General features: G+C 42.5%; 15 protein-coding genes and 16 tRNA genes. 25 read left to right on the plus strand and 6 right to left on the minus strand.

Annotated elements, in window-relative coordinates; translation table 11 throughout:
- Positions 1-293: 293 nt before the first annotated feature.
- Together C9J42_RS10400 and C9J42_RS10405 are read right to left on the minus strand one after the other, a co-directional pair.
- Positions 294-1,409 carry a PilT/PilU family type 4a pilus ATPase gene (locus C9J42_RS10400; protein ID WP_107260179.1) on the minus strand — a complete coding sequence of 372 codons (1,116 nt, stop codon included), beginning with the start codon at positions 1,407-1,409 and terminating at the stop codon, positions 294-296.
- 33 nt (positions 1,410-1,442) lie between these two features.
- A complete protein-coding gene (locus C9J42_RS10405) occupies positions 1,443-2,480 on the minus strand; it encodes a type IV pilus twitching motility protein PilT (protein WP_005371345.1) in 1,038 nt (345 codons plus the stop codon).
- Positions 2,481-2,502: 22 nt separating this feature from the next.
- Between C9J42_RS10405 and C9J42_RS10410 the strand changes: the two genes are divergently transcribed.
- The 7 genes from C9J42_RS10410 to hemW all read left to right on the plus strand — a co-directional run bounded on the left by C9J42_RS10410 (position 2,503) and on the right by hemW (position 7,417).
- Complete coding sequence (locus tag C9J42_RS10410; RefSeq protein WP_107206594.1) at positions 2,503-3,213, plus strand: YggS family pyridoxal phosphate-dependent enzyme; 711 nt, start codon at positions 2,503-2,505, stop codon at positions 3,211-3,213.
- An 85-nt stretch (positions 3,214-3,298) separates the two neighbouring features.
- Positions 3,299-4,117, plus strand: a complete 819-nt coding sequence (gene proC, locus C9J42_RS10415; RefSeq protein ID WP_107246365.1) for a pyrroline-5-carboxylate reductase — start codon at positions 3,299-3,301, stop codon at positions 4,115-4,117.
- Between the two features lie 9 nt (positions 4,118-4,126).
- On the plus strand, positions 4,127-4,681 hold the full coding sequence (locus C9J42_RS10420; protein ID WP_005371338.1) for a YggT family protein: 555 nt from the start codon (positions 4,127-4,129) through the stop codon (positions 4,679-4,681).
- Positions 4,678-4,971, plus strand: coding sequence for a DUF167 family protein YggU (gene yggU / locus C9J42_RS10425; protein ID WP_005371336.1), 294 nt, complete (start codon positions 4,678-4,680; stop codon positions 4,969-4,971). Before C9J42_RS10420 ends, yggU begins: the two co-directional genes overlap by 4 nt.
- Positions 4,972-5,115: 144 nt before the next feature.
- Positions 5,116-5,541, plus strand: coding sequence for a DUF4426 domain-containing protein (locus C9J42_RS10430; RefSeq protein ID WP_107260181.1), 426 nt, complete (start codon positions 5,116-5,118; stop codon positions 5,539-5,541).
- A gap of 118 nt (positions 5,542-5,659) precedes the next feature.
- Positions 5,660-6,253 (plus strand): XTP/dITP diphosphatase, encoded by a 594-nt coding sequence (locus tag C9J42_RS10435; protein WP_045084464.1) that lies wholly within the window; start codon positions 5,660-5,662, stop codon positions 6,251-6,253.
- Positions 6,254-7,417: a radical SAM family heme chaperone HemW gene (gene hemW, locus C9J42_RS10440; protein ID WP_107301987.1), complete on the plus strand. Its 1,164-nt coding sequence runs from the start codon at positions 6,254-6,256 to the stop codon at positions 7,415-7,417. It begins immediately after the preceding gene.
- Positions 7,418-7,481: 64 nt separating this feature from the next.
- Here hemW and C9J42_RS10445 read toward each other — a convergent pair whose 3' ends face one another.
- The 3 genes from C9J42_RS10445 to trmB form a co-directional block, all read right to left on the minus strand.
- Entirely contained in the window at positions 7,482-7,898 is a 417-nt protein-coding gene (locus C9J42_RS10445) for a hypothetical protein (RefSeq protein WP_107206591.1), read from the minus strand.
- A 48-nt stretch (positions 7,899-7,946) separates the two neighbouring features.
- Complete coding sequence (gene glsB, locus C9J42_RS10450) at positions 7,947-8,867, minus strand: glutaminase B (protein ID WP_107206590.1); 921 nt, start codon at positions 8,865-8,867, stop codon at positions 7,947-7,949.
- Positions 8,868-8,983: 116 nt separating this feature from the next.
- Entirely contained in the window at positions 8,984-9,721 is a 738-nt protein-coding gene (trmB, locus tag C9J42_RS10455) for a tRNA (guanosine(46)-N7)-methyltransferase TrmB (RefSeq protein ID WP_045153679.1), read from the minus strand.
- A gap of 287 nt (positions 9,722-10,008) precedes the next feature.
- On the opposite strand from trmB, the gene mutY reads away from it, so the two are divergent.
- From mutY to C9J42_RS10545, 18 genes are all read left to right on the plus strand, one after another.
- A complete protein-coding gene (gene mutY / locus C9J42_RS10460; protein WP_107290682.1) occupies positions 10,009-11,073 on the plus strand; it encodes an A/G-specific adenine glycosylase in 1,065 nt (354 codons plus the stop codon).
- 129 nt (positions 11,074-11,202) lie between these two features.
- Positions 11,203-11,475, plus strand: coding sequence for an oxidative damage protection protein (locus tag C9J42_RS10465; RefSeq protein ID WP_006647282.1), 273 nt, complete (start codon positions 11,203-11,205; stop codon positions 11,473-11,475).
- 172 nt (positions 11,476-11,647) lie between these two features.
- Positions 11,648-11,723 (plus strand) — tRNA-Phe (locus C9J42_RS10470).
- A 43-nt stretch (positions 11,724-11,766) separates the two neighbouring features.
- Positions 11,767-11,842: transfer RNA gene (locus C9J42_RS10475), tRNA-Asn, on the plus strand.
- A 50-nt stretch (positions 11,843-11,892) separates the two neighbouring features.
- Positions 11,893-11,968 (plus strand) — tRNA-Thr (locus tag C9J42_RS10480).
- Positions 11,969-12,023: 55 nt separating this feature from the next.
- Positions 12,024-12,099 (plus strand) — tRNA-Phe (locus tag C9J42_RS10485).
- Positions 12,100-12,142: 43 nt separating this feature from the next.
- Positions 12,143-12,218: transfer RNA gene (locus tag C9J42_RS10490), tRNA-Asn, on the plus strand.
- A gap of 11 nt (positions 12,219-12,229) precedes the next feature.
- Positions 12,230-12,305: transfer RNA gene (locus C9J42_RS10495), tRNA-Thr, on the plus strand.
- Positions 12,306-12,360: 55 nt separating this feature from the next.
- A tRNA-Phe gene (locus C9J42_RS10500) sits at positions 12,361-12,436 on the plus strand.
- A gap of 43 nt (positions 12,437-12,479) precedes the next feature.
- Positions 12,480-12,555: transfer RNA gene (locus C9J42_RS10505), tRNA-Asn, on the plus strand.
- 377 nt (positions 12,556-12,932) lie between these two features.
- Positions 12,933-13,008: transfer RNA gene (locus tag C9J42_RS10510), tRNA-Phe, on the plus strand.
- Between the two features lie 42 nt (positions 13,009-13,050).
- Positions 13,051-13,126, plus strand: a tRNA-Asn gene (locus C9J42_RS10515).
- A 50-nt stretch (positions 13,127-13,176) separates the two neighbouring features.
- Positions 13,177-13,252 (plus strand) — tRNA-Thr (locus C9J42_RS10520).
- A 55-nt stretch (positions 13,253-13,307) separates the two neighbouring features.
- Positions 13,308-13,383 (plus strand) — tRNA-Phe (locus C9J42_RS10525).
- A gap of 43 nt (positions 13,384-13,426) precedes the next feature.
- Positions 13,427-13,502: transfer RNA gene (locus tag C9J42_RS10530), tRNA-Asn, on the plus strand.
- A gap of 11 nt (positions 13,503-13,513) precedes the next feature.
- Positions 13,514-13,589 (plus strand) — tRNA-Thr (locus tag C9J42_RS10535).
- Positions 13,590-13,646: 57 nt separating this feature from the next.
- Positions 13,647-13,722: transfer RNA gene (locus tag C9J42_RS10540), tRNA-Phe, on the plus strand.
- A 47-nt stretch (positions 13,723-13,769) separates the two neighbouring features.
- Positions 13,770-13,845 (plus strand) — tRNA-Thr (locus tag C9J42_RS10545).
- Between the two features lie 136 nt (positions 13,846-13,981).
- Here the strand turns inward: C9J42_RS10545 and mrcB are convergent.
- Positions 13,982-16,459: a penicillin-binding protein 1B gene (mrcB, locus tag C9J42_RS10550; protein ID WP_107206588.1), complete on the minus strand. Its 2,478-nt coding sequence runs from the start codon at positions 16,457-16,459 to the stop codon at positions 13,982-13,984.
- Positions 16,460-16,574 lie beyond the last annotated feature (115 nt).

Here is a 16,574-nt window from a genome sequence, read left to right on the forward strand (position 1 = left end):
AAATCTAACAATTGTCGAACCTTGTACAGCTTTTTTCTTATTGATCATCATAAAGCTAAACACGATCAAAACCTGTACTAAGATCCTCCTTCAAGGCCTTGCTGTTTCTTGTTTGTACAGCTTGTACAGCTTTTGTACCTCTTGAACTCAAAAGCTGTTCCGACAATTATCACTAAAATAATTTAAATGATTTTCAATAAAATTCAATAGGTTAAAATAAAACTCAAATAAAGCATTAAATATAAGTAACTAGTTTATGATGATCCTAATGCGTTATGATCATCACAAGCATATTACTGAAGATCTAATTTCACCCCAGATAGCGTACTGGTACTGTTTGACGTTTTATTATTAGGATCACCCACTTTAATCATTAAGCGAAGATCATTCGGTGAATCAGCGTGGTGCAGTGCATCTTGCTCGGTGATTTTCCCATCTCGAAATAATGCATATAACGATTGATCAAACGTCACCATTCCAGCCTGATTTGATTTTGCCATCACATCTTTAATTTCATGTAACTCACCGCGACGGATCAAATCAGCGACACGTGGCGTATTGAGCAGCAGTTCATAAACACCATGTCGTCCGACACCATTGGCATCAGGGATCAACTGTTGTGCTAAAATACATTTCAGGTTTAACGACAGATCAAACAAAAACTGCTCACGTCGCTCTTTTGGTACAAGATGAAGAATACGTTCAAGTGCTTGGTTGGCGTTATTCGCGTGTAGTGTTGCCATACACAAGTGCCCTGTTTCGGCAAACGTCATCGCATATTCCATCGTCTCACGACTTCGGATCTCGCCGATCAAGATCATATCTGGAGCTTGACGTAGTGAGTTTTTCAATGCCACTTCATAACTGGCAGTATCAAGCCCAACCTCACGCTGAGTTATGATGCATTTATTATGTTCATGGATAAACTCAATTGGATCTTCAACCGTTAAAATATGTCCACTGCGGTTTTGATTTCTAAACCCCGTCATTGCCGCCATTGATGTCGACTTACCCGAGCCTGTCGCCCCAACCACCAGTACTAAACCACGTTTAGCCAGTGCTAATCTTTCCATATCCAGCGGTAGGTTAAGCTCATGAATATTCGGTATCTTGGTTTCGATTCGACGGACCACAATACCGGGTAATTCACGTTGCCAAAATGCACTTAATCGAAAACGACAACCATTACGGACAATCGCAAAATTGGCCTCACGGGTCGCAACAAATTCTTTATATTGCTCATCGTCCATCGCTTCGTGGAACAACGAATCCACTGCTGCGCGATCAAGTAATTCGCCAAGATGATGTAAGTTGCCATCAACTTTCAGTAAGCATGCTGAGCCGACGGTGATATATAAATCCGACGCTTTACGCTCAACCATTTGCGCTAATATACTATCTAAATTCATCTCTTTTCCTACCTCGTTAAACCTGAGGTGTTATTAGAAACCGCGCTGACTGGTATCAACAATACGGCGACCTTCTTCAGCTTCAACTAAGCCTTTTGCCACCAGCATCTTCACGCTTTGCTCCATGGTTTGCATTCCCATCGATGAGCCGGTTTGGATCATTGAAAACATTTGTGCGACTTTATCTTCACGGATCAAGTTACGAATCGCAGGTGTTGCCATCATAATTTCATGGCTGGCTACACGACCACCGCTCACACACTTTAATAAGCTTTGTGATATCACTGCGCGTAACGATTCCGATAACATAGAACGAACCATGGATTTATCACTACCAGGGAAAACATCAATGATACGATCGACCGTCTTTGCCGCAGAACTGGTATGCAAGGTACCTAAAACTAAGTGCCCCGTTTCAGCAGCGGTTAACGCTAAACTGATCGTTTCCTGATCACGAAGCTCACCCACTAAAATCACATCGGGATCTTCACGCAGTGCTGAACGCAGTGCGTTTTGGAAGCCCAATGTGTCACGGTGCACTTCTCGCTGGTTGATCAAACAACGTTTACTGCTGTGAACAAATTCAATCGGATCTTCAATCGTCAGAATATGACGGTTATAGTTGGTATTGATATAATCAACTAACGCAGCAATGGTGGTCGATTTACCCGAGCCAGTCGCACCTGTTACTAATACCAAGCCACGTGAAAGCTGGGCAATATCATAAAAAACATCAGGAACGTTTAACGATTCCAATGTTGGAATATGAATAGGAATGGTTCGAAACACCGCCGAACAACCACGAGACTGATGAAAAGCATTAACCCTGAAGCGACCGATGTCGGGAATTTCAAATGAAAAATCGACTTCTAAGTTTTCTTCATACTCACGGCGCTGGGCATCGTTCATAATGTCAAACACTAAACGGTGTACTTCACTGTGATCAAGTGCTGGCATACTGAGCTTTCTAACATCGCCATCAACACGAATTATCGGTGGAACACCTGCAGAAAGATGTAGATCCGATGCGTTATGCTTTACACTAAAATCCAGTAATTCGGTGATATCCATAAATTTTCCCCAAGAATCAATTATGACTAGTATCAAACAAAATATTGCTGAGGTCATCAACCAGATCACCTTAGCAACTGAAAAATGCGGCAGGGCTGCAGATTCCGTGCAACTATTGGCAGTAAGTAAAACCAAGCCAGTGGAAGCGATCGAAGAAGCCATTACTGCAGGCCAGTATGCCTTTGGCGAAAACTACGTACAGGAAGGTGTTGATAAGGTTAATCACTTTGCGAGCCATCCGGAGAAAAACTTGCTTGTATGGCATTTTATTGGGCCGATCCAATCTAATAAAACTCGCCTTGTCGCAGAGCATTTTGATTGGGTGCACTCTATTGATCGTATAAAAACAGCAAAACGTTTAAGCGATCAACGTCCAACGTCAATGGCACCGCTGCAAGTTTTACTGCAAGTTAATAGCAGCGCTGAGGCAACAAAATCGGGAATAACCTTGGCTGAAGTGCCTGCACTGGCCGCAGAAATAGCTGCAATGCCAAATATTGAACTGCGCGGTTTAATGTCGATTCCACAACCGGCCACAGATTACGACAGCCAATTTGCCACTTTTAAAGCGTTGGCTGATACACTAGAACAGTTGAAATTGACTTATCCCAATGTTGATACATTATCAATGGGAATGAGTGGTGATATGGAAGCGGCAATTGCAGCAGGTAGTACAATTGTTCGTATTGGCACCGCGATTTTTGGTGCTCGTGATTACGGTAACAAAGAATAATTACTAATATTCGTACTGTTCATGATAACAACAGCTCAATTAAGGTAAAAAACATTAAGTTTGTACCTATTTATAAGGATTTTACATGGAACAACGCTCAATTGCTTTTATTGGGGCAGGTAATATGGCTCGCTCAATTATCGCAGGATTAGTTGCTAGCGGTTACGATGCAAAAAAGATTACGGCCACCGCCCCTAGCGATGCTCGCCGTGAACCTTTAGCGCGTGACTTTGGTATTCATACCACTAGCGATAACCTAAACGCTGCTCAAGATGCTGATGTTGTTGTTCTTGCGGTTAAACCACAACTTATGGAAGAAGTGTGTAAACCACTGCAAGACATTAACTTTGCGGGAAAATTAGTGATTTCTATTGCCGCTGGCATTAATTGCGAGCGCTTATGTGAAATGTTAGGCCAGCAAGTTGAATTGGTTCGTGTAATGCCAAATACTCCCTCTTTAATTGGTAAGGGGATGAGCGGCTTATATGCAAACCCACAACTCACAGAAACCGACCGATTATTTGCCACTCAACTATTACAAGCCGTAGGCGAAATTTGTTGGGTACAAGAAGAATCAGGTATCAATGGTATTATTGCCGCAGCAGGCAGTGCTCCCGCCTACTTCTTTTTGTTTATGGAAGCAATGCAGCAAGAAGCGATGAACCAAGGGTTTGATGCCGATACTGCGCGCTTACTGGTTCAGCAAGCCGCTTTAGGTGCCGCTGAATTAGTAAAAGCGAATCCAGATACTTCATTGTCGACACTACGTGATCAAGTCACTTCAAAAGGTGGCACGACAGCTGAAGCTATTAATACATTTAATCAACATCAATTCTCAGATATTGTTGCTAAAGCGATGCAAGCAGCCGTATCTCGAGCTAAAGAAATGGAACAATTGTTTTAAGGTTTATCTATGAATCCTTTCGTTTATCTAGTTCAAACCGGCTTTGATCTTTACATCATGGTCGTATTATTACGAGTTTGGTTACAATGGTCTCGTGCAGACTTTTATAATCCCTTCTCACAATTTATTGTTAAAGCGACTCAACCGATCGTTGCGCCATTACGCCGCGTGATTCCATCAATTGGTTCGCTAGATATGGCAACGGTACTGTTTGCTTATGTACTGTGTGTCGCTAAATTTATCATCATTATTTCAATCAGCAGTGGTGGTTTTTCCTTTGAACCAAGCTTCCTGTTCTTAGGGCTATTAGCATTATTAAAAGCAGCTGGTAGTTTATTGTTCTGGGTACTATTGATCCGTGCAATCTTAAGCTGGGTTAGCCAAGGTCGAAGCCCTATCGAATATGTCATGCACCAATTAACAGAACCACTAATGGCACCTGTTCGCCGCGTTCTTCCTGCAATGGGCGGTTTAGATCTGAGTGTTCTAGTGATCTTTATTGCACTACAATTTGCTAACTACGCGATGGGCTCTTTAGTTGGTAACGTGTGGTACATGCTGTGACAGAAAAGACCATCTTTCGTGATGATGACGATCTCATTATTCGACTTTATATCCAACCGAAAGCAAGCCGCGATCAGATCGTTGGCTTGCATGGCAACGAAGTAAAAATTGCCATTACCGCACCACCGGTAGACGGAAAAGCCAATGCCCATTTAGTAAAGTACCTTGCAAAACAATTTAAGGTCGCTAAGGGGCTAATTCATGTAGAAAAAGGCTTACAAGGTCGGCACAAACAAATTCGGATTGAAGCCCCGAAAGTTATTCCCTCAGAGATCGCCACCATCATGTAATTTGATTGGTTCAATAAAGCGAATATCAATCACCGATATTCGCTTTTTTTATCCCCTTACTCTTAACTACAATCATCAAGTCAAGCAACACATCGAGACAGAAAGGAAATACTTCAGTGACTCACTGAAAGATAAGGATCGTTCATGAAAATATTACTCAGCCTGCTACTGCTCGTTTTCACGCTACCTAGCCATGCCGGACAATTCAAAAAATTTGGCGACTTAGAAGTACATTATTCTAGTTTTGCCTCAACATTTTTAACCCCAGAGATTGCCAGCCACTATAAAATTCAGCGTAGCCGTTACAGTGCCTTGGTCAATATTGCAATTCTTGATACCAGTAAAGAAGAAAAAACAGCGGTTAAAGCACAATTAACCGGTATTGCTCGTAATGTATTAGGGCAGCAAAAGAAGTTAAATTTTAGAGAAATAAAAGAAGGTAAATCAATTTATTACCTTGCTGAATTTAAACACACTAATGATGAAACGTTTAATTTTACGATCACTATTTACTCTAACGGTAAAAAAGAAACACTGATCTTTAAGCAGACCTTCTTCGTTGACAAGTAACCACTTGAGCATCAATCTCTTCTACAATCACTAGGCGCACTCGCGCCTTTTTTATTACGATAACAACCGTTATTATAGCCGCCAATATTACATAGCTTGACGTTCAAAAGGCATCAAAATGAGTAAACTTGTACTAGCAACAGGCAACCAAGGCAAAGTGAAAGAAATGGCCGATTTACTGGCTGATTTTGGTTTTGATGTAGTCGCGCAAAGTGATTATAACGTTTCATCCGTTGCTGAAACGGGCACCACATTTATTGAAAATGCGATCATTAAAGCGCGCCATGCCGCAAAGGAAACGGGCCTTCCAGCCATTGCCGATGACTCTGGCTTAGAAGTTGATTACCTCAACGGCGCTCCTGGTATTTATTCTGCACGTTTTGCCGGTGAAGACGCATCAGATGCTGACAACATTGATAAACTACTTGCAGAAATGAAAGATGTCCCTGCCGAGCAACGTACTGCACGTTTCCATTGTGTGCTAGTGATGATGCGTCATGAAAACGATCCTACTCCACTGGTTTGCCATGGCTCTTGGGAAGGCAGCATCTTAACTGAACGTCATGGCGAAAATGGTTTTGGTTACGATCCGGTATTTTGGGTACCTGAAGATCAATGTGCTTCAGCTCAACTTCCACCTGCTCGTAAAAAGCAACTATCACACCGTGGTAAAGCACTACAGCAATTGTTTAGCGCATTAAAGGCCGATTAAATGCTTGTACCTCCACCACTGAGTTTATATGTCCACATCCCTTGGTGTGTACAAAAATGTCCTTATTGTGATTTCAACTCTCACGCCTTAAAGACAGATCTTCCTGAGCTTGATTATATTGATGCCTTAATTGACGACTTAGAAACCGATCTTAGCGCTTATCAGTTAATCAATGGAGCACGACCTCTCCACTCAATTTTTATTGGTGGAGGGACGCCTAGCTTGATCTCTCCAAGTGAGATCGGTCGTTTATTAAAAGCCATTGAGCAACGCATTCCATTTAGTGATGATATTGAAATTACTATGGAAGCCAACCCTGGCACAGTAGAGGCGGGTCGTTTTGAAGCTTATCGCCAAGCTGGTGTAAACCGTATTTCTATTGGTATTCAAAGTTTTCAAAATGAAAAACTCGAACGTCTTGGCCGTATTCATGGCGCAGATGAAGCAATTCGTGCAGCTGGCCTTGCAAAGAAAGCGGGATTAAACAGCTTTAATGTCGATCTTATGCATGGCTTACCGGATCAAAGCGTGAGTGATGCGATCAGTGATTTAAAACAAGCGATCGCACTCGATCCACCGCACTTGTCTTGGTACCAGCTGACAATTGAACCCAATACCCTGTATTACTCAAAACCACCGACATTGCCTGATGATGACGACTTGTGGGATATTTTTGAGCAAGGTCATCAGCTTTTAACAGAAGCCGGTTATCAGCAATATGAAATATCAGGCTATAGCAAGCCGGGAAAACAATGTCAGCATAACCTTAACTACTGGCGTTTTGGTGATTACCTTGGTATTGGTTGTGGCGCACATGGCAAAATCAGTTTAGCTGATGGGCAAATCATCCGTACCGTTAAAGTCAAACACCCTCGTGGATATTTACAAGCGGATAAGCCGTATTTAACGCAAGAGAATAAGGTTGCTGATGGTGAACGTCCATTCGAGTTCTTTATGAATCGTTTTCGTTTATTAGAATCCTGTCCAAAGCAAGATTTTGTCGCAAGAACAGGTTTAGCGTTAACAACCATAGAACCGACAATTGATTGGGCGATAGCGCAAAACTATCTCCAAGATACGGGCGATCATTGGCAAATCACCGAGCACGGTAAATTGTTCTTAAATGATCTCCTAGCCGCCTTCGTTGACGATGATAACGAATAATATCTAATAAAAAAACGAGCACTATGTTATTCACAGTGCTCGTTTTTCTCTGGTTAGATACTAACTAATTTAACGTGACGCTACGCCAGTTTTTTAATGCAGGAATCGCATCTTGCAACCGTTGTTCTTGTTCTATTCGTAGCGAAACAAATTCACACACTTGCTTATCAATACGCTGAGAATGCGACAACAAATAGGGCAAGTCATTATCTAAAAGCTCGTAATAGTCCGATAATAATTGTGTTTGTTTAGGATTCAGTGCGACCTTATGTACATCGAAAAACATCCGCCCTTTAGCATCCACAATAAATTCTTGTTTACCTTGTACTAAGGTTAACCGTCCTTCATTTAAACTCAGTGAGTTATGCCATAGTGGCTCACATTCAACCGCATGAGCCGATACCGTAAAGAAACTGAACATCGCTACTATTGCGCCTAATATCGATGTTTTTAATTCGTGAAACCCCTTATTCATTAACATACGATTCTCCCCCTAATGTGAGCCTCGCGGTTTATGTATACGGGCTCACTAAAAAATAGAACGTCCAATACGCTCAGATAATTTCTCTAACGCTGCAGTCCCTGCAACAGAATTACCGGATTGATCAAGTTCTGGCGACCATACTGCAATCGTCATCTCACCCGGTACAATCGCAACAATACCACCACCTACGCCAGACTTTCCTGGCATACCAACACGATAGGCAAATTCACCTGCGCCATCATACAAACCACAAGTCGCAAGCAATGCATTTATATGCTTACTTTGAGTTTGGCTGATAATTCTTTTTTTCGCGCCTAAAGGAAGCCCTTTATTTGCTAAATAGCTAAATGTTCTGGCGAGATCGACACAACTCATCTTGAGCGCACAATAACTAAAATAATTAGTGAGCACTGGCATCACTTCATTATCAAAGTTACCGAATGAACGCATTAAATAAGCAATGGAAGCATTACGATCGCTATGTTGCATTTCAGAGCTAGCGACGACTTTGTCGTAGACAATATTCGGATTACAAGAAAGCTCTCGTACCAATTCCAACATCCGGTATTGCGGTGCACATAAACGACTATGCAGTAAATCCGACACCACAATCGCACCTGGGTTAATAAACGGATTACGTGGGATGCCTTTTTCTAGCTCAAGCTGGATCATGGAGTTAAACGCTTGACCTGATGGCTCTTTTCCAACTCGAGACCACAACTCTTCCGATTCATATAAGGTCATTGCAAGTGTTAACGACAACACCTTAGAGATAGATTGAATAGAAAAACCTTCTTGGCTATCACCCGCCTGAATAATTTCTCCGTCGTTATAGCACACTGCTATACCTAATTTACTCGCAGGTACGTTAGCTAAAGCCGGAATATAGTCAGCCACTTTTCCTTGACCTATCAATGGTCTCACTTCATCTAATATTTCATTTAGCAGTGTAGCTGTTGGCTTCATAGCTCTTTCTCCAAGGGGAAAAAAAGCCAACACAAGGTTGGCTTTTTCATTGATTTAACCAAGCGTCATTAAATCAATAATGTCTTATTTCTTCAGCATATAATACCAAAGAGAAATTATTCAGTACGCTCGTACTTCATATCCCAAACGCCGTGACCTAAGCGGTGACCACGAGCTTCGAATTTGGTTAATGGGCGATCTTCTGGACGATCAATATAAGCACCGTTTGTTGCCGTATTACGGTAACCAGGCGCTGCATCCATCACTTCAACCATATGCTCAGCGTAGTTTTCCCAGTCAGTTGCCATGTGGAAAATACCGCCAATTTTAAGCTTTTTACGCAGCATTTCAGCAAATTCAGGCTGAACAATACGACGCTTATGGTGACGTGCTTTATGCCATGGGTCTGGGAAGAATAGCTGTACGGTATCTAAACTACCATCAGGGATCATGTATTCAAACACTTCAACGCCATCGTGACACATTACACGAAGGTTAGTTAAACCCGCATCTTCCGCCCCCATTAGACACGCACCCACACCTGGGCTATGTACTTCGATCCCAATAAAGTTTTTCTCAGGGGCATTTTTAGCCATTTCAACTAATGATGCCCCCATACCAAAACCAATTTCCAACACGACTGGCGCTTCACGGTTATATACTTCTTTCCAGTCCAGCATTTGCTTGGCGAAATCAATACCCATAGTTGGCCAATTGTTTTCCATCGCATGTTCTTGGCCCTTAGTTAAACGGCCTTCACGACGGACAAAGCTACGGATCTTACGAACCAGTTTGCCATCTTCGGTAAATTCGGTCAGGGTCACTTCACCTGACTTCTTTGAAACTTCGCTCATGCTAATAACTATCCAAACAAAAAAGAAACGGATCGGCATTATCCAAAGTTATCGACTCAATTCAAGTCTATCAATTGCGACAATGGCCAGTTTATGGTGCAATCTTGCCCATAATAGACAATAAATAACGTTGCACTTCTGTTTGCAGTATAAGTGATTGCACTAGCGGACACCAATTTTCACTGTGTAGCAAAAATAACTCGATAGCTATTCTTCATTGGCAAATGCCATATCCTTTTGCGCAGTATAAAAGATAAGTAGCTATAAACTGTAAAGTGAGCACAACATTGAGTACGACATTTTCCGATGCCATTTTAGCGTGGTATGACAAATTCGGCCGCAAAACTCTACCTTGGCAACAAAACAAAACCCCATATAAAGTATGGCTTTCAGAGATCATGCTACAACAAACCCAAGTAGCAACCGTGATCCCCTACTTTGAACGTTTTATGGAGCGCTTCCCTACCGTGCAAGACTTAGCGGCTGCCGAGCAAGATGAAGTCTTACACTTATGGACAGGGCTCGGCTATTACGCTCGCGCACGTAACCTCCATAAAGCAGCGCAGTTAATTGTTAGTGAACATAACGGCATTTTCCCAACAGATATCGATCAAGTCCAAGCATTACCGGGCATTGGTCGTTCAACGGCTGGTGCTGTTCTGTCACTCTCACTCGCTCAACATCACCCTATTTTAGATGGCAATGTGAAACGTACGCTTGCCCGTTGTTACGCGATTGAAGGCTGGCCTGGTAAGAAAACCGTTGAAAACACGTTATGGCAAATAGCAGAAACAAATACGCCCGAAAAGGGCGTTGAGCGCTATAACCAAGCCATGATGGATATGGGAGCAATGATTTGTACCCGTAGTAAACCTAAATGTGAATTATGTCCCGTAAGCACACAATGCATTGCACTCAAAGAATTACGACAAACCGATTTTCCGGGTAAAAAACCCAAAAAAACCTTGCCAGAAAAACAAACATGGTTCGCTATTTTACAGTGCGACGATAAAGTTTGGTTAGAACAACGCCCACAGGTCGGCATTTGGGGTGGTCTTTGGTGCTTCCCTCAACATGACAATGCTGATTTAACGTCGCTATTGGACAAGCAATTAGGTCAACAACTGTCACTTATCGAACAGCAAAGTCAATTAACTGCTTTTCGTCATACGTTTAGCCATTATCATCTTGATATCGTGCCGATTTTATACGAACTTAAATCACAACCTACAGAAATCAATGAAGCTTCAGGTCAATGGTATGATCTTAATAATCCACCAAAAATCGGATTAGCAGCACCAGTACAGAAAATTTTGGACAGTTTGGCATACTCGTTAAACCATCAAAAATAAGGCGGTTTTTACCGCTTTTATTTCCGCTCAGTGATGCTAGATGCCAGTCACTGACTCTGGTATAACTATCAACTAATCACTCATTTTCGCTGAGCCTGTATATCAGCGAGTTACAGTAAGGAATATTTCATGAGTCGTACTGTTTTTTGTACTCGACTACAACAAGACGCTGAAGGTTTAGACTTTCAACTTTACCCAGGTGAACTAGGCCAACGTATTTTTGATAATATTTCGAAGCAAGCATGGGCAGAATGGCAAGGTAAGCAAACCATGCTGATCAACGAAAAAAAGCTCAACATGATGAACCCTGAACATCGCCAGTTATTAGAAACTGAAATGGTGAAGTTTTTGTTCGAAGGTCAAGATGTGATTATCGACGGTTACACGCCGCCAGAAAAATAAAATTTATAATTGAGATTTCATCTCTTAATTTGCTTAACTTGATGAAATCTCAATAATGAATATCAAAATCACACCACAACGAACAAAAAGACAACAAACGACACTGTTTATCTTTTTTTATGAAAAAAAGTGTTGACGAAAAGGCTGAAAACCCTTTTAATAGCGCTCCGTTGCCTCGATAGCTCAGTCGGTAGAGCAGAGGATTGAAAATCCTCGTGTCGGTGGTTCGATTCCGCCTCGAGGCACCATTACTTCCCTTTCGAAGTATGGTGCAAAGCAACCACAATCTGTTCCTCCTTAGTTCAGTCGGTAGAACGGCGGACTGTTAATCCGTATGTCGCTGGTTCAAGTCCAGCAGGAGGAGCCACTATTTATTTCTTGGCTCAACAGAGCGGGGAAATTAAAAGAATATAGTGTGCCGACTTAGCTCAGTAGGTAGAGCAACTGACTTGTAATCAGTAGGTCACCAGTTCGACTCCGGTAGTCGGCACCATTTATTCTCTTACTCACGTAAGAAATGCAAAAATAGCAATTTAATTGCTGTGTTTGCCTCGATAGCTCAGTCGGTAGAGCAGAGGATTGAAAATCCTCGTGTCGGTGGTTCGATTCCGCCTCGAGGCACCATATTCATCTCGCTTGATACGTCAAGTCAGATAAAAGAGACAATTCCTCTTTAGTTCAGTTGGTAGAACGGCGGACTGTTAATCCGTATGTCGCTGGTTCAAGTCCAGCAAGAGGAGCCAAAATAAAGTGTGCCGACTTAGCTCAGTAGGTAGAGCAACTGACTTGTAATCAGTAGGTCACCAGTTCGACTCCGGTAGTCGGCACCATTTATTCTCTTACTCACGTAAGAAATGCAAAAATAGCAATTTAATTGCTGTGTTTGCCTCGATAGCTCAGTCGGTAGAGCAGAGGATTGAAAATCCTCGTGTCGGTGGTTCGATTCCGCCTCGAGGCACCATATTCATCTCACTTGATACGTCAGGTAAGATAAAAAAGATAATTCCTCCTTAGTTCAGTTGGTAGAACGGCGGACTGTTAATCCGTATGTCGCTGGTTCAAGTCCAGCAGGAGGAGCCAGTTAAGAAACCTTGTCGCAAGACAAGGTTTTTTTTCGTCTTAAATTTGTTAACTTTTCTCATCCTCCCTTCTCCAATACTATTTTTAGATAAAATAATTCCTCTCAAAATCACTACTCCACGATCTTTTTTAATCGCCTTACCAGCAATGCGATCTTTTCAGTTAAAGACTTAATAATGACTCCTTTTCTTTCGATATTTCACAAAATAATCTTTAATTATTTCTGTTGCTTGCTTCACAAACTAATGTTCAAACAGGTATCAGCCCCCAATAAAAGCTTACTTTTCAAACAAACGGAACAAAAAAGACAAGGTTGATAATTATTTAGAAAAAAAGCATTGACGCAAAGACCGAAAACCTTTTTAATGCGCTCCGTTGCCTCGATAGCTCAGTCGGTAGAGCAGAGGATTGAAAATCCTCGTGTCGGTGGTTCGATTCCGCCTCGAGGCACCATGCTTCCCTTTCGAAGTATGGTGCAAAGCAACCACAATCTGTTCCTCCTTAGTTCAGTCGGTAGAACGGCGGACTGTTAATCCGTATGTCGCTGGTTCAAGTCCAGCAGGAGGAGCCACTATTTATTTCTTGGCTCAACAGAGCGGGGAAATTAAAAGAATATAGTGTGCCGACTTAGCTCAGTAGGTAGAGCAACTGACTTGTAATCAGTAGGTCACCAGTTCGACTCCGGTAGTCGGCACCATTTATTCTCTTACTCACGTAAGAAATGCAAAAATAGCAATGTAATTGCTGTGTTTGCCTCGATAGCTCAGTCGGTAGAGCAGAGGATTGAAAATCCTCGTGTCGGTGGTTCGATTCCGCCTCGAGGCACCATATTCATCTCGCTTGATACGTCAAGTCAGATAAAAGAGACAATTCCTCTTTAGTTCAGTTGGTAGAACGGCGGACTGTTAATCCGTATGTCGCTGGTTCAAGTCCAGCAAGAGGAGCCAAAATAAAGTGTGCCGACTTAGCTCAGTAGGTAGAGCAACTGACTTGTAATCAGTAGGTCACCAGTTCGACTCCGGTAGTCGGCACCATTTATTTTCTTACTCACGTAAGAATGCAAAAGTAGAGACTTAACCATCACTACTTCTGCCTCGATAGCTCAGTCGGTAGAGCAGAGGATTGAAAATCCTCGTGTCGGTGGTTCGATTCCGCCTCGAGGCACCATATTAAAAAGTAACGTTATTGACGTTATGACAAAAAGAACAAAACGTGCCGACTTAGCTCAGTAGGTAGAGCAACTGACTTGTAATCAGTAGGTCACCAGTTCGACTCCGGTAGTCGGCACCATCTTTTGAAGCCTCATCTTTGATGAGGTTTTTTTTCGTCTTGAGAAAATCTCCTCTTTCTAATCACATCCCCCTTTGAGACAAAAAAAGCCCCGCTACATGAGCGAGGCTTTACCTATAATGATGAATACACGCGGTTAACCACCAGTGAACATATTAGTGATCCAAGCGGCAGGTTTATTGCTTGAACACTGCGCTTTTAATTGCCCATTTTTATCCCAAACCGGCAAGGAGACACTTCCGTTACAGTTTGGTATTAATGTGCCATTGGCTTGCTTATCATACTTCATGGTGGTGATCTGCTTAGGCCATGGAAGCGTTAATGGCGCTGGCTTACGACGGGTTAAGTAATCAGCATAAATTCTTAATGCACCGCTAGAGCCCGTTAAACGCACTGGCGTATTGTCATCACGTCCAACCCATACTACCGCCACTTCATGCCCATCAGCACCTGCAAACCAGCTATCACGGTTTTTATCCGTGGTCCCCGTTTTACCTGCCAATTTCGCGGCACTAAATTTACTCTGTAAGTAACGTGCGGTACCTTGACTCACGACTCGCTTCATATCATAGGTTGTTAGCCATGCTGCCTGCTCTGGCACCACTTGAGAGGCTTTAGGGTAGTTTTGATAAAGAATCCTACCTTTCTGATCAACAACCGCGCGCAATGCCGTTAAATCTGCTCTGCGACCACCACTTGTGATGGTCTGGAACATTTGTGCCACCTCATAAGGTGATAAGGTAAATGAACCTAGCAGAATTGATGGCAGTTTAGGAATTTCATCGCGATCGACACCAAGTTTGCTCATAGTATTAATCACACTTCCCAGCCCAACTTTTAAACCCAGATTAACGGTAGGCACATTCAATGAGTTCGCTAACGCATAATAAAGTGGTACTTGCCCTCTAAACTTACGATCGTAATTTCGTGGACGCCATGTAGTACCTTTGCTACCACGTAATACAATCGACTTATCATCCAAGCTGGTTGCTAGATTGAACTTATTAGGCTCACTCAATGCCGTTAAATACACCGCAGGCTTGGCTAATGAACCTATTTGACGACTGGCATCTAACGCACGGTTAAAGCCTGCATAACCTGGGCGACTACCACCGACAATAGCACGTACTTCTCCGCTTAGGCGATCAACAACCACCATTGCTGTTTCGACTTTAAGCCCTGCTTTTTTATTCAGCTTTGGCACCATTGCGGCAACACTTTGCTCTGCTGATTGCTGTGATAATGGGTCTAAGGTACTAAAGATACGTAGCCCTTTACCTGACTTGTAAATATCACCGACATCACGCTCTAATTCACGTTGTAGCTGCTGGAAATAAGCAGGCTGTCGACTCGCGATCTTCGGTGTCTTTTGTACCCCTAATGGGCTTGAAGCCGCAGCTTCATATTCAGCTCCAGTAAGGGTGTTATTTTTCAGCAATAAGCTAAGGACTAAATCACGACGCTCTAGCGTACGCTCTGGATGTCGCCAAGGGTTAAACTGAGAAGGCCCTTTCACCATGCCCACCAGCATGGCTAACTGTGCTGATGTGAGCTCTTCTAATGGACGACCAAAATACAATCTTGCTGCTAATGGGAAACCATGAACTTCTTTACCGCCATTTTGACCAAGATAGATCTCGTTAAGGTAAGCTTCTAATATCCGATCTTTGCTATAGCGATAATCAATAATAACTGCAATATAGGCCTCACGAACTTTACGCCATAGGCTACGTTCACGACTTAGAAATAAGTTCTTCGCGAGCTGCTGAGTTAAGGTACTGCCTCCTTGTACCGTTCGACCTGCACGTAAGTTCACGAACATGGCACGAATGATCGCCAATGGTGATACACCATCATGCTGATAGAAATCTCTATCTTCTGTTGCGAGCAATGCATCAATTAAGAGTGGTGGAAACTCATCGCGCTTCATAAAAATACGCTGCTCATTGCCTGAAAGGCCCAACATGCCTAACATTTTAGGTTCAATGTTGAAATAGCCTAACGAACGCTTGGTGATGAGATCTTTAATACTTGTTAACGTAGTGCCCGAAAACGTCAGTAACACATGCTGTTTTTTCTCAGCTCCTTCAGGAAAATCAAACGGACGTCGGATCAATTCAATGCGAGTTGATGAAGCAGAGTATTCCCCAATACGGGTTGGCGTGTGCACTTTGTGGTATTTCAATAAATCCAATTCACGGCGCACATCCATAATACTGATATGTTGATCTGGGCGAAGTGTTAATACTCGACCATAAACAACAGACGGTAAATCCCATATTTGACCATCCATTTTATTACGTACAATCGTATCAAGGTAAATCCCTATCACCAGCATTGCGGCAACAACCACTAAGCCGATTTTAAAGCTCAGCCACCCCAGTTTACGTAACCAGGGACGATCTGTTTTAACCGATTTTTTTGTTTTTTTCTTGGCTGTTCTTTTAGCCGGCGCCTTTTTAGTCGCACTCGCAGCAGGAGTACGTTTAGTGGGCTTTTTTGCTGTAGGTTTTACTGGGGTTTTCTTTCGTGGTGTCGTCGGCTTTTTTCCACCACTGTCTTTGGGCGGTGCAACATGCTTTCTTGACTGAAAATGAAGAGGCAACTTAATCATAATGCATCAACTAAGGTCATTCCTATCTTAAAATAGGAGCAACAACCATTGCTCCTAAAAACGTGATTATGGCTAATAATGAACACTATACCTGATTATATATACAGGTCTATTG

Source organism: Photobacterium sp. GB-56 (assembly GCF_003026105.1).
GTDB lineage: Bacteria > Pseudomonadota > Gammaproteobacteria > Enterobacterales > Vibrionaceae > Photobacterium.